Origin of the sequence: Butyricimonas sp. DFI.6.44, assembly GCF_022132345.1 — a bacterium.
GTDB classification, from domain to species: Bacteria; Bacteroidota; Bacteroidia; order Bacteroidales; family Marinifilaceae; genus Butyricimonas; species Butyricimonas muris.
Map to the genome: position 1 here is coordinate 16,237 of NZ_JAKNJD010000012.1, position 11,551 is coordinate 27,787.

The following is an 11,551-nucleotide window of genomic DNA, read 5'->3' on the forward strand; positions in this document are numbered from 1 at the left end:
TTTAAATTTTATAACAAAAAACTTAGTTTCTTCGCTAAAACGCAACAACAAAACTAATGAATTTTTGTTATAACTATAATTTAATTTGAGAATATAAATTTCACCGCAGATGAACAGAACCGCGAATTACGGACTAACAGTCATAGTGCCAGTGTATAACGAGGAGGGGAACATCCTAAGATTAGAGAAAGAGTTGGGGGAGTTTTTAAAGACAGCCAAGGTTACTTCTTGTGTATTGTTTGTAAACGACGGCTCGAAAGATGATAGTGAACGCCTTATCCGGGAGGTTTGCGGTAGAAACGAGGGATTTTTCTTTTTGAATCTCGCTAAAAACGGGGGATTGAGTGCTGCCATGAAAGCGGGGATAGACAATTCTTTTTCCAAGTGGGTGGGATACATCGATGCCGATTTGCAAACGACACCCGAGGATTTTAATAGCCTGTTGGAACACGCGGACGAGTTCGAGATGGTGATGGGCATCCGTACCGGACGGAAAGACAGTTTCGTCAAAAATATGTCTTCCCGTATCGCCAACGGGTTCCGCCGAATGATGACGCATGACGGGGTGGAGGATACCGGATGCCCGTTGAAAGTGTTGCGCACCGATTACGCGAAACGGATTCCTTTCTTTACCGGTATGCATCGTTTCCTGCCGGCACTGATACAGTTGCAGCACGGGCGGGTAAAACAAGTTCCCGTGCGCCATTTCCCGCGTATCGCCGGAAAATCAAAATATAACTTGGCTAACCGCTTGGTCGGTCCTTTCAAAGATTGTTTTGCTTACCGTTGGATGAGGAAACGTTATATTAACTATCAAGTGGCTGAAAACAATCTATGATTTACGTTGTCGGATTTCTCGCTCAAATTTTCTTTTCCGCCCGGATATTACTGCAATGGATATTGTCCGAGCGGGCTAAAAAAGTAATCTCCCCGGCGATATTCTGGCAATTGAGCATATTGGGTTCTTATCTGTTATTCATCTATGGCTGGTTGAGGGATGACTTCGCTATTATTTTCGGACAAATCATATCCTATTATATTTACATCTGGAACCTGAACAAAAAACACCAGTGGAAATGGTTGCCTCTGGTTTTGCGTACAGTGCTTTTGCTTACGCCCGTTGCGGCAATCATTTACATGATAGAAGACGCGAGCGCGTTTGTCGACCAGTTCTTCCGGAACGAGAAAATTCCTTTGTGGTTATTGCTTTACGGTTCGATGGGACAGATTATATTTACCCTTCGTTTCGTTTACCAGTGGATTTATTCCAAGCGCAAAGACGAATCCCTACTCCCGCTTGGTTTCTGGGTAATCAGCTTATTCGGTTCATTGATTATTGTTTCATACGCCATTTATCGGCACGACCCGGTCTTGATACTTGGGCAATCCACGGGTTTACTGGCTTACGGTCGCAACATTTGGCTCTCCCGCAAGGGTAGTTGCTAATTGTTCGCCTTGTGACGGGTGTACCAGATAAAAGATTCCTATTTTCTCGTAATGTACGGTTTCAAGCCATGTCATTATAGCTTCCGAACGAGCCACATCCCGTTCTTTTAGGAAAATCATGCAATCCCCTTGCTCGTACACCTTGAACAAAGAATCCTCGTCCGATATCTTTATCGGGTCTTCATGTAGATAAACATCCATATTTTCCCCGCTACGGAAACGGTAGTAATAATAGTGGTCGATATCTTCCTCTTCGCAAATTTCATGAGCTTTTTCAGCCATTTCGGATAATCCTATATTTGAATTGAGCCGCGGCAGGGCAAAGCCCCCGACAAACAATGTTCCCAATATCCCTAAGGCGGCAGTGTTTATCGCTTGGTATAATTTTTTCTTCACTAGCAGCGAGAAAGCGAATAGACTGAAGACGAAAAGTACACCTATCGCCATGAAAATAAATATGGAGTGCGGGTACTCGAACTTGTTATGGATTGCCAAAGCGACAACGGGGGCAATCATGAACGCGACGACCGGGATATACACCGCGAAAGCAATCCGTTTTTCTTTTATTTTAGGGAGCAACAATACAGTCAGATAAGTGAAAAACGGGAACAGGGGTAACATATAAATATCGAGCTTCGCGCTGAACATGGATAAAAGCACGAAAGACGAAACGATTACGGTCAGGAAAAACTTCTCCTTGTCCGTGGTGAACAGTTTTTTACGGAGGGCAATAATGATGGTTGCCATATATAAAAGTGACCAAGGGGCAATGGAGTACCAAATGGTGATTCCGTAATACCAAAATGCCTCTTTATGATGGAATGAATCAATAGCCCGGTTGACGGTCTGGTTAAAAAGCAGGTTATTGAGATAGGCGTTTCCGCCTTCTATATACACGCACCCGAACCATATGGCACATAACCCCAGAAGAATACCCCACTCGCTCCATCCCAGATAACGCCCGAACTGCCGGATTTCTTTTTTCACGATTAGGAATACCGTGATTGAAACGACGGGAACGATAAACCCGACAGGCCCTTTCGAGAAAATAGCCAAGAAGATATAAACTGGTAGCAAAAAACGGTCAATCGGTCGTCCTTTGCCGGAATATTGTTTATAGAACGTGTACAAAGCCAGCAAGATAAACATGCACATCAGCATATCCATGCGCAACACAAGCCCGGAGCCGATAAAGAATGCGCTCGTGTAAAGCATCAATGAAGCGTTCCACCTTGACCGGGGAGTGGTATCCTCTTCCACCCATTTGTTCATCACGTGAATGGAAACCAGTGCCGGGATGATTGAAAACAGGGAAAGCACCAGCATGTGATATTCGCCGAAAATCCATTTACACAGCATGATAAACCAGAAATACAAGGGTGGTTTATCCGCGTATACTTCTCCTTGGTTATAGAAAGTGAAGAAATGCCCCTCTCGTAAAGCCTCGTCCGCGATGCTCAAGTATTTTAACTCGTTGTTGGGCGTAAAATCCCGAAACAACAACACGGGTAAAACCAAGGCGAATAACAAAAAATATGGATACGGCTTTATATTTTTCATGTCTGTTCGCGTAAGTAATATACGTGTTACGGGAAAGCTAACGAAAAGGTTCTCACAACCTTTTCGTTAGCTTTTCATATTACAATAATTGGAAAAGTACATAAACCCAATGCGCGATAACACCGGCAACAAGTCCGCCGACAGTGTGTGCGACGATGGCCTTTGATGTTAGCTGGCGGAATCCCAGAGAATCCAGCATAGCGGTATGGGTACTTAAATAACCGCTCCAGCACATACCGATAGCGGTAAACACGGCAATAGCGTTACCGTCAATCCAGCCTTGAGCCGCGAAATTAGGTACAAGACCTAGGGCTGCGCCCACCGCTCCAAGGGCTGTAATGGGGAATGCTACAAGGTGGGGGTCCTCGAAACCGAAAAGCCACTCGAAAAGAATATTTACTTTACCCGCCAGATAGGGAAGAAGTTCCGTTCCTTGATAAGCGGCTCCGGTGTATCCTTCTGCGGACGGTCCGAAAGTTAATATCATCACGAACGTGGAGATAACCAATACCCCCGGGATGATGGCGATACCGATATCTACTCCCGAGCGTCCCCCGTCAAGCAAGGCGTCCAAAATACGCAAGAAAAGAGTTTTATTCGAATTATCCGTATTTTCTTCCACTTCCACGATTTCAGTTATCGCGCTTTCATCTTTGAAATGGGGATGCGATTTCAGGATGAAACGTTGCATAAGGCGGGTGGAAACGATACAGCCGCAAAACGCCCCGAACAAACCGATGAAAGGTGCGGAGTAATACCCTTGACCAATCATGAAAACGATAACAAGCAATCCCATGCCGAAAGCGGTTCCGAAATTGGTAAGAGATATCAATTGGTATTTCTTGAAATAACTGCCGAAACGAACATCTTTCGCCAGAGAAATAATAGCGGGATTATCCGACAAGAATGTCAACACGGCTCCCAATGAGGCAGTTCCCGGTAAATTGAACAAAGGCTTCATCAAAGGACGCAAGATTTTTTCCAAAAGTTTCACGACACCGAACTCCACGAAAATACGTCCTAGGGCACCCGTGATGACACAGATTCCCATTAAATAGAAGACCGTATTCAATAATAAATCATGAGCGGTATTCATGATTGTGTTGAGCATGTGCGGGATTTCCATCACGGACGCGATGTAATAAAAAATTCCAACCACGATAATTAGGCATGGAATCCCGGTGGGAATAAATTTCTTCATGTTTTTACAGGATTAATAAATAGAGGGTTGAGTTATTTTTTAATGAAATTAATTCTCCAAGTTAAACCCACGCTAAGCTGCATGTCATCGGGTTGTAAAGTCCCGGAAGCGTTACGGCCCGCGTAATAGGAATAATAAGCGTGCAACCGTACATCGCGGGTACGTGCGGGAAATACCTCGATACCGCCGCCCACGTTCGTGATTTCCGTACCGGGAAGCACGCACAAATCACCTGCACTCTTGTTCTTGTTCACATCGTGAGAGGCATTTACCCGTAAAATCACGTGTTCCCCAATCTCTCGCGTGATACTCCCTATAATAGAGAAATCCTTGAATAAATCACCGTCTTTCACTTGTGCGCCCGTGGTGCGACCCATCAAATCGATATTGAAAGTGGTTTTGCCCGATTTGAATTGGTTTCCTAGAGCGAGATAACCGATAAACTTGTGGGGTAAATACTCGACCAAGTTCGCGGAATAAATCGTGTTCCAGCAATCCCGGTTCCCGTACCACACGAAATTTAAAGCGTAAATATCCCGGTTCCCTTCAATCTGGAATGGAGATTGGCACAATTGAAGCGTGAACAAATCCTTGTTATTGTCAAGCGCGTAGGATGCACTCGCCCCGAATTGATAACAGGAAATATTGTTACAAAACTCGGATAAAGTATAAATATCGATAGGGGCAAGGTCATACTCGTATCCGCCGATACCCACGATTTGTTTTCCCGCGGAAAGACTCCAGTTTTTATTAATTGCGTAATTGAGATAAACGTAATCGATAGAATTAAAAAAAGAACTTTCCGTGTTAGCCTTGTTCAATCGTTGGCGGTAAGCGTAGGAAAATCCCTCGCCGAACGAGCCGTTTATTTTCAAATTAACCATACTTCCCCGGAAACCGTTCTCGGATGCAGGGGCGGAACCCAAGTTATGGTGATAATCAACTCGTGCTTCTCCCGATAAATTAATCGTGTTTTTTTCTTGAGCACACACACTCAATATACCTGATACAGAGAGTAAAAAGAATACAAATATTTTTTTCATAAACTAAATTGATTTTAGGCGGCAAAGATAAATCAACTTTATCGTAAAAGCAATATTAGATTTTGAATTATCTGTGCAAAAAGCGTTTTGCCCCCTTTGTTTGATAATTTAGGTAGGATACAATATAAAATAATTTTATTGTTATAAATTTGCGTCTTAAACGCAAGTGTAATTCAAAAAGATTATGCAGAGAAACTATATACATTACCTCTTTATTCTTATCGTTTGTTGTTTCGCTTTTTTCGTGAATAACGGGGCTGTTTATGAAGATATTATGGAGTCCCGTAACTTGGTTACGGCTCACGAGATGATAGAGTACGACAATTGGTTGGTACCCACCATGAACGGGGAATTGCGTTTGGAGAAACCGCCTCTGCCCACTTGGGTGGCCGCGGGAATAGAATATCTTCAGCCGGACAACATCTCTATGCAACGTGCTGCTGCCGGAATCATGGCAACTTTGATGGTATTTTTCCTTTATTTCTTCGCTTCCGCGTTAAGCGGCAATCGGATGTTGGGATTACTCTCCGCGGTGGTATTGGCGACGTGCTTCAATGTCATCATGGCGGGACGCGTGGCGACATGGGACATCTATTGCCATAGTTTTATGCTGGGAGCGATACTCTTCTTTTATAAAGGAATTGTCAGTCGGCGAACAAGCTGGGGTATGTTTATATGGGCGGGAACATTCCTCGGGTTGTCCTTCCTCGGGAAAGGTCCGGTAGCCTTTTACGCCTTATTGCTTCCTTTCCTGATTAGCTATATTGCCGTGTACCGTCCGTCGTTCAAGAGAAAGGGATTGCCGATAGTGGTCATGCTGCTGGTCTTTGCTGCGGTTAGCTTCTGGTGGTACTTGTATCTGATTATATTCCACAAGGACATGACCATGTTCGTGTGGGCAAAAGAATCGACGGCGTGGATGGAGAGAAATGTCCGCCCGTGGTATTATTATTGGCAATTCTTCGCGGAATCCGGTATATGGTCGTTATTCCTGTTGACCGGATTGTGTTGGCCTTGGCTGAAACGGAAAGTGACAATGAAAAAGGAATACACTTTTGCCGTGGTATGGACCTTAGTGACCTTGGTATTGCTCTCCCTTTTCCCGGAGAAGAAAACCCGTTATCTCCTGCCGATACTCATCCCTGTCTCCATGGTCGTGGCGCATTACGTGGTGTATATATTTGTTGCCACGAAAGAGAAAAAGCTTACCGCCGGCGACCGTGTCGTGTTTCGGGTCAACGCGTTCCTCCCGGCATTGATAGCCCTCGGGATGCCCGTGGCGATATACTTTTTGTTTTACGTCAAAGGGCAGATGGGACTGACACTCTTTATCATTGTTACCCTCCTTTTCCTTGTTGCCGCTTATTCTATTTTCGCGGGAGGGGTAAGGATGAAATCGATGAAAGTCTTCACGGGAGTCGTCTTATTGCTGATTTTAGTGGAAACACTGCTTATGCCTCGTGTCGCCAATATGTTCAATAACACCGAAATCAAGAGCATCTCCGCAGTGCGGGAAATCGAGGAAGTGAATCATATCCCTTTTTATTACCCGTCGGACGAGGAATTACGGATTGAATTGGTATACGAGGCGGGGTGTCGCATCTTACCTTGGGACATCGAGAACGACACCACCCTGCTGGACTCCCTCCCTATCGTGTTGGTTTCCGGCAAACCCGCTGCGGAAATATTACCTCCCGGCATGGCAGAACGGGTAAACCTGCATTTTATCGACATGTACGACAACAACACCCGCCCAAAATCGGACAAGAAACGTTATTCCCCGAAATTCGTGCGTTACGTGACGATTCTGGAAAAGAAAGAAGCTGGCAAATGATTTTTCTCTTGTCGAGTTCCTCTCGAGAGTAAAGGCTTCCTGTTTCTGCTATGTTTCCATGCTTCCAAGTACGTGTCATGTCTTTTGAAAATCCAAACCGAACGTGCGGGAATCATGCCACGATAAGGGTAAAAAAAACAGGCCTATCGCTAAGCCTGTTTTCTATTTCGAGTGATTTGTCGCTTATCAAACATTCAGCGTGTAACGCAAGAATGAAGTAACGGTCAAATCTTTGTCAACACTCTTCAAGTAATCTCTTACAGACATTTTACCGTCTTGCTCGAAAACTTGGTTCAGCAAAGTAGACTCTTGGAAGAATTTGTTCAAGCGACCTTGAGCGATTTTCTCCAACATGTTTTCCGGTTTACCCTCTTCACGAGCTTTCTCGCGACCGATTTCGAATTCATGGTCAATGATATTCTGTGGGATACCGTCTTTGTCTACAGCGACAGGAGCCATCGCCGCTACTTGCATGGCGATGTTTTTCATCACTTGGGCGTCAGCCGTTTTGTTGAAACCGACAACGGTAGCCAACATGTTTCCCGGGTGAATGTAAACAACGCAATCTTCTGCTTTCAAGCAACCGTAGTAGCTTAATTCCAGTTTCTCGCCGATAACTCCGGTTTGTTCAGCAATCTGGTCAGCGATGCTTCTACCGTCCAGTTGGATAGCTAACAAATCCTCCGTGGTGGCGGGCATATTGGCTAAAGCGGCGTCAAGGATGCGAGTCGTGAAACCGATAAATCCTTCATTTTTGGCAACGAAGTCGGTTTCGCAGTTTAATGAAACCATAACTGCATTCTTCCCGTCGGTTTTGGCTAAAACGCAACCTTCTTTTGCATCTCTGTCTGCACGTTTGCTTGCCACAACAAGACCTTTCTTGCGGATGATATCAACGGCTTTGTCGAAATCACCTTCGGCCTCTTGGAGCGCGTGCTTGCAGTCCATCATTCCGGCGTTTGTTGCTTTACGCAACTTCATCACGTCTGCTGCTTTTATTTCCATATTCTTATAAATTTCAATTGTTCGTTGAAGATTTTAGATTATGGAGTTTGAATCAAAAACTTGGAATGATTTCAATCTAAAATCCAAAATCTAAAATCTAAAATTAATTTATTCTTCAGTAGCGGCCTTTTCCTCTACCACTTCCTCTTGAGCTTCCGCTCTGTCGGCGCCTTTCTTGTCACCTTCTTTCTCTCTCTCCGCTTTTCTTTCGCTCAAGCCTTCTTTGATGGCTCCCGCTACTTTGTCGATAATCAAAGAGATAGAAGTAGAAGCGTCGTCATTTGCCGGGATTACGAAATCAATTCCCTCGGGGCTTGAGTTCGTGTCCACGATAGCGAATACCGGGATACCAAGCGTGTTGGCTTCTTTTACCGCGATATATTCCTTCATCACGTCAACCACGAAAAGAGCGGCCGGAAGACGGGTCAGGTCAGCGATGCTGCCCAAGTTCTTTTCCAATTTTGCTCTTTGACGAGATATCTGGAGTCTTTCCCGTTTTGAAAGGTGAGAGAAAGTACCGTCTTTTTCCATTTTGTCAATGGTGGTCATTTTCTTCACGGCCTTACGGATAGTCGGGAAGTTGGTCAACATTCCGCCCGGCCATCTTTCAGTCACGAACGGCATATTGATATTTGAAATTTTTTCAGCAACAATGTCCTTAGCCTGTTTCTTTGTTGCAACAAACAGAATTCTTCTGCCTGACTTGGCTATTTGTTTCAAGGCTGCACTTGCCTTGTCCAACATGATAGCGGTTTTGTTCAGGTCAATAATGTGGATATCATTACGCTCCATGAAGATATACGGAGCCATTTTAGGATTCCATTTACGGGTAAGGTGTCCGAAGTGACAACCTGCATTTAATAATTCGTCGAAATTCGTATTTGACATTTGTGTCATTTTTAAAGTTTACATTCTTAAATTTTATCAATCGCCGGGTAGTTCTCTCGAGAAGTCCCGCCAATTTAGATACTAAACTCTGATTAACGTTTAGAGAACTGGAATCTCTTACGTGCGCCCGGACGTCCCGGTTTCTTACGCTCAACTTCGCGCGGGTCTCTGGTCATGAAGCCTGCCGCTCTCAGTTTGGATTTGTCTTCCGCGTTGATTTTCACCAATGCTCTGGCAATTCCCAAACGTAAAGCTTCTGCCTGTCCGTTAAAACCGCCTCCAACAAGGTTTACTTTGATATCGTATTGTCCGGCAACGCCTAATAATTCAAGCGGTTGTTTCACTACATACTGGAGGGTAGGCAACGTGAAATACTCTTCCAAGCTCTTTTTGTTGATTGTAATATTGCCTTTTCCTTCGTTAAGATAGACGCGGGCTACCGCTGTTTTTCTTCTACCTACTGCATTTACTACTTCCATACCTTGTTATTTAAGTGTATTTATATCAATTACTTTAGGCTGTTGTGACTCATGATTGTGCTCCGGTCCCACGAACAGGTGCATGTTCTTGAATACAGCTCTACCAAGGCGGTTTTTGGGGAGCATACCTCTTACCGCATGCTCGAGTATTCTCTCGGGGAAACGAACCATCTCTTGTGCGGGAGTTGAAATACGTTGTCCTCCGGGATACTGCGTGTGTCTCCGATATTCTTTATCGGTCATTTTCTTTCCGGTGAAGATTACTTTCTCCACGTTTACAATGATAACATTGTCACCGCAATCCACGTGCGGGGTGTAGCTGGGTTTGTATTTGCCTCTCAATAGTTTCGCAACTTTAGCGGCAAGACGACCCACAACTTGATTCTCAGCGTCAATCACAATCCACTCTTTTTGTGCGGTGGCTTTGTTGACGAAAGTTGTTTTGTAACTAATCTGATCCACTTCTTTTTAAATTATTAATTAAACTTCTGTTTGTATTTCTTCATGGACGCTCTGGCGTTCTTTTTTCCGGTTGAAAATAACGAGGTTTATCGGGCAAACTTTTAGTTTTCAACGGAATCCGAAGCTTCACGGGGAGCATGGCTAAGGTATTCCTCGCGAATTTTCGAGCATTCCACTCCAAAATGAGGGGCAAAATTACACAAAAAACTTTGAACTCCAAAACATTCCGTGAAAATTCGAGAGCGGGAAGGGAATCCGGAGAAGTACTTTATGTCGAGAACGGGATGAGGTTCTCCCCAAAAACTATATGAATTCGGTTTGAATGCCATATCAATTCCGGTTTACTTCCGATTATAAAGTTTTTACTAAACTTTTAGTAAACTATTAAAACGCTATTATAGTATAGGGTTTTAATAGCGTTTTAATAGGGAACTAATAGCGTTTTACACGGGAGTGAACCGGAATTCATACGGGAATGATACAGTATTCGGGTAGGATTTTTTACTGTTTATCAGTCTTATTAGTACTGAAGTCTTCAGTCGTTAATTGAATTTCTCTTTTGGAATGTATTTGTTGTCTTTCGTGTAGCACGTGAAGATGCCCAAAGCTCCTTGTATGTTACCGACGAGGGGAACGGGAGTGGTGATACTTCCTTGGTTGGCGCTGTTCGCCTCGTAAAGGGAAATTTGGTAATTGTAGCATGCTTCGGTGATACGCATCAGTGTTATAAATACCCCGTCCGATTCTCCAAGCTATTGGCATTTTATCATTTTTTCGATAGATGTTCTCGGGTTGTGGCGGGATAGGTTAATATAGGTGGTTTCTTTTTTTCAGAATCAGGGCGTCCCGGTTGTTGTATCGGGCTTGTGTATTTATTTGTTTCGAAAACGTTCGACAATTTACTTACCATCGTGGCGTCTTTTGGAGGAGGGATGGCATGTAGAAAGAAGGATAAAGCCATTGTTAATAGTATGAGGAATAAATTTATTACAGAGAGAGTTTGCTGATATAAAGAAAAAGAAGATATTTGAAACTAATTATTATAATCACTTAAACCAAATCACATAAGATATTATGCGATTTGGTTTAAAATTAATAATAGACTTTAGAATGACAATGATAGAAAAATTACTATACTTTTTATATTCTAGTTACTTAAAAATCTCTAAGATCAAGTAAATCAACGATAAATCGTCCACCACCCAAAGCCGAGCTCGTTTGATCGTATACAATTAAGTCTAAATCAAAAACTATAGGTGGTATAAATTCTGCATAATATATAGTTATTTCTAACATGATGCGCTCGCCAATCAAAAAAGGAAAGGTTGTGAGATGACCTACATTGGGAATAGGGATCTCGAAGGATGCACCTAAGGCGTGAGCAATAGCTTTAACACGGGTGTTTGTAACCGTACATGGGGCTATCATTTCAACAATGAAAGTTGTAGAGCCTCCAGGATATGATACAATAGAATATCCTCCATCTGAATCAGGTATAATTACGTTATCAAATGCAGGAACGTTTGGTAGTTTTTGAATGTCGAAACTATAGGAAAATGTCCCTCCCAAAAGTAAGATAAATAATAGAATGGTGTTTTTTTTCATAATTGTATTTTTAAATTAGAGATTAGTA

12 protein-coding genes are annotated in these 11,551 nt (G+C 43.3%); 3 read left to right on the forward strand and 9 right to left on the reverse strand.

Annotated elements, in window-relative coordinates:
- The first annotated feature begins 109 nt into the window (after nucleotides 1–109).
- Complete coding sequence (locus L0M98_RS16230) at nucleotides 110–838, forward strand: glycosyltransferase (RefSeq protein WP_227216943.1); 729 nt, start codon at nucleotides 110–112, stop codon at nucleotides 836–838.
- Nucleotides 835–1,446 (forward strand): lipid-A-disaccharide synthase N-terminal domain-containing protein, encoded by a 612-nt coding sequence (locus L0M98_RS16235; RefSeq protein WP_186974874.1) that lies wholly within the window; start codon nucleotides 835–837, stop codon nucleotides 1,444–1,446. The genes L0M98_RS16230 and L0M98_RS16235 overlap by 4 nt, the downstream gene beginning before the upstream one ends.
- Here the strand turns inward: L0M98_RS16235 and L0M98_RS16240 are convergent.
- The 3 genes from L0M98_RS16240 to L0M98_RS16250 all read right to left on the reverse strand — a co-directional run bounded on the left by L0M98_RS16240 (nucleotide 1,396) and on the right by L0M98_RS16250 (nucleotide 5,250).
- Nucleotides 1,396–3,006: an ArnT family glycosyltransferase gene (locus L0M98_RS16240; protein WP_227216944.1), complete on the reverse strand. Its 1,611-nt coding sequence runs from the start codon at nucleotides 3,004–3,006 to the stop codon at nucleotides 1,396–1,398. The genes L0M98_RS16235 and L0M98_RS16240 overlap by 51 nt on opposite strands.
- 79 nt (nucleotides 3,007–3,085) lie before the next feature.
- The gene (locus tag L0M98_RS16245) at nucleotides 3,086–4,207 is read right to left on the reverse strand and encodes a nucleoside recognition domain-containing protein (protein WP_099291327.1); all 1,122 of its coding nucleotides are present in this window, start codon (nucleotides 4,205–4,207) and stop codon (nucleotides 3,086–3,088) included.
- 32 nt (nucleotides 4,208–4,239) lie between these two features.
- Nucleotides 4,240–5,250: a porin gene (locus tag L0M98_RS16250; RefSeq protein WP_186974871.1), complete on the reverse strand. Its 1,011-nt coding sequence runs from the start codon at nucleotides 5,248–5,250 to the stop codon at nucleotides 4,240–4,242.
- Nucleotides 5,251–5,434: 184 nt separating this feature from the next.
- On the opposite strand from L0M98_RS16250, the gene L0M98_RS16255 reads away from it, so the two are divergent.
- Nucleotides 5,435–7,084 carry an ArnT family glycosyltransferase gene (locus L0M98_RS16255; RefSeq protein WP_227216945.1) on the forward strand — a complete coding sequence of 550 codons (1,650 nt, stop codon included), beginning with the start codon at nucleotides 5,435–5,437 and terminating at the stop codon, nucleotides 7,082–7,084.
- Between the two features lie 186 nt (nucleotides 7,085–7,270).
- Here L0M98_RS16255 and tsf read toward each other — a convergent pair whose 3' ends face one another.
- The 6 genes from tsf to L0M98_RS16285 all read right to left on the reverse strand — a co-directional run bounded on the left by tsf (nucleotide 7,271) and on the right by L0M98_RS16285 (nucleotide 11,523).
- Nucleotides 7,271–8,089, reverse strand: coding sequence for a translation elongation factor Ts (tsf, locus tag L0M98_RS16260; RefSeq protein ID WP_099291323.1), 819 nt, complete (start codon nucleotides 8,087–8,089; stop codon nucleotides 7,271–7,273).
- Between the two features lie 108 nt (nucleotides 8,090–8,197).
- Complete coding sequence (gene rpsB, locus L0M98_RS16265) at nucleotides 8,198–8,977, reverse strand: 30S ribosomal protein S2 (RefSeq protein ID WP_099291322.1); 780 nt, start codon at nucleotides 8,975–8,977, stop codon at nucleotides 8,198–8,200.
- 92 nt (nucleotides 8,978–9,069) lie between these two features.
- The gene (gene rpsI, locus L0M98_RS16270) at nucleotides 9,070–9,456 is read right to left on the reverse strand and encodes a 30S ribosomal protein S9 (protein ID WP_099291321.1); all 387 of its coding nucleotides are present in this window, start codon (nucleotides 9,454–9,456) and stop codon (nucleotides 9,070–9,072) included.
- Between the two features lie 6 nt (nucleotides 9,457–9,462).
- Nucleotides 9,463–9,918 (reverse strand): 50S ribosomal protein L13, encoded by a 456-nt coding sequence (rplM, locus tag L0M98_RS16275; protein WP_099291320.1) that lies wholly within the window; start codon nucleotides 9,916–9,918, stop codon nucleotides 9,463–9,465.
- Between the two features lie 542 nt (nucleotides 9,919–10,460).
- Nucleotides 10,461–10,637 (reverse strand): DUF4249 family protein, encoded by a 177-nt coding sequence (locus tag L0M98_RS16280; protein WP_227216946.1) that lies wholly within the window; start codon nucleotides 10,635–10,637, stop codon nucleotides 10,461–10,463.
- A gap of 436 nt (nucleotides 10,638–11,073) precedes the next feature.
- Nucleotides 11,074–11,523, reverse strand: a complete 450-nt coding sequence (locus L0M98_RS16285) for a hypothetical protein (protein WP_227216947.1) — start codon at nucleotides 11,521–11,523, stop codon at nucleotides 11,074–11,076.
- Nucleotides 11,524–11,551: the final 28 nt, after the last annotated feature.

What these genes read in the sequence shown, in the direction of transcription:
- L0M98_RS16230 (WP_227216943.1), top strand. Translation starts at nt 110, where the DNA reads ATGAACAGAACCGCGAATTACGGACTAACAGTCATAGTGCCAGTGTAT.
- L0M98_RS16235 (WP_186974874.1), top strand. Translation starts at nt 835, where the DNA reads ATGATTTACGTTGTCGGATTTCTCGCTCAAATTTTCTTTTCCGCCCGG.
- L0M98_RS16240 (WP_227216944.1), bottom strand. Translation starts at nt 3,006, where the DNA reads ATGAAAAATATAAAGCCGTATCCATATTTTTTGTTATTCGCCTTGGTT.
- L0M98_RS16245 (WP_099291327.1), bottom strand. Translation starts at nt 4,207, where the DNA reads ATGAAGAAATTTATTCCCACCGGGATTCCATGCCTAATTATCGTGGTT.
- L0M98_RS16250 (WP_186974871.1), bottom strand. Translation starts at nt 5,250, where the DNA reads ATGAAAAAAATATTTGTATTCTTTTTACTCTCTGTATCAGGTATATTG.
- L0M98_RS16255 (WP_227216945.1), top strand. Translation starts at nt 5,435, where the DNA reads ATGCAGAGAAACTATATACATTACCTCTTTATTCTTATCGTTTGTTGT.
- tsf (WP_099291323.1), bottom strand. Translation starts at nt 8,089, where the DNA reads ATGGAAATAAAAGCAGCAGACGTGATGAAGTTGCGTAAAGCAACAAAC.
- rpsB (WP_099291322.1), bottom strand. Translation starts at nt 8,977, where the DNA reads ATGTCAAATACGAATTTCGACGAATTATTAAATGCAGGTTGTCACTTC.
- rpsI (WP_099291321.1), bottom strand. Translation starts at nt 9,456, where the DNA reads ATGGAAGTAGTAAATGCAGTAGGTAGAAGAAAAACAGCGGTAGCCCGC.
- L0M98_RS16280 (WP_227216946.1), bottom strand. Translation starts at nt 10,637, where the DNA reads ATGCGTATCACCGAAGCATGCTACAATTACCAAATTTCCCTTTACGAG.
- L0M98_RS16285 (WP_227216947.1), bottom strand. Translation starts at nt 11,523, where the DNA reads ATGAAAAAAAACACCATTCTATTATTTATCTTACTTTTGGGAGGGACA.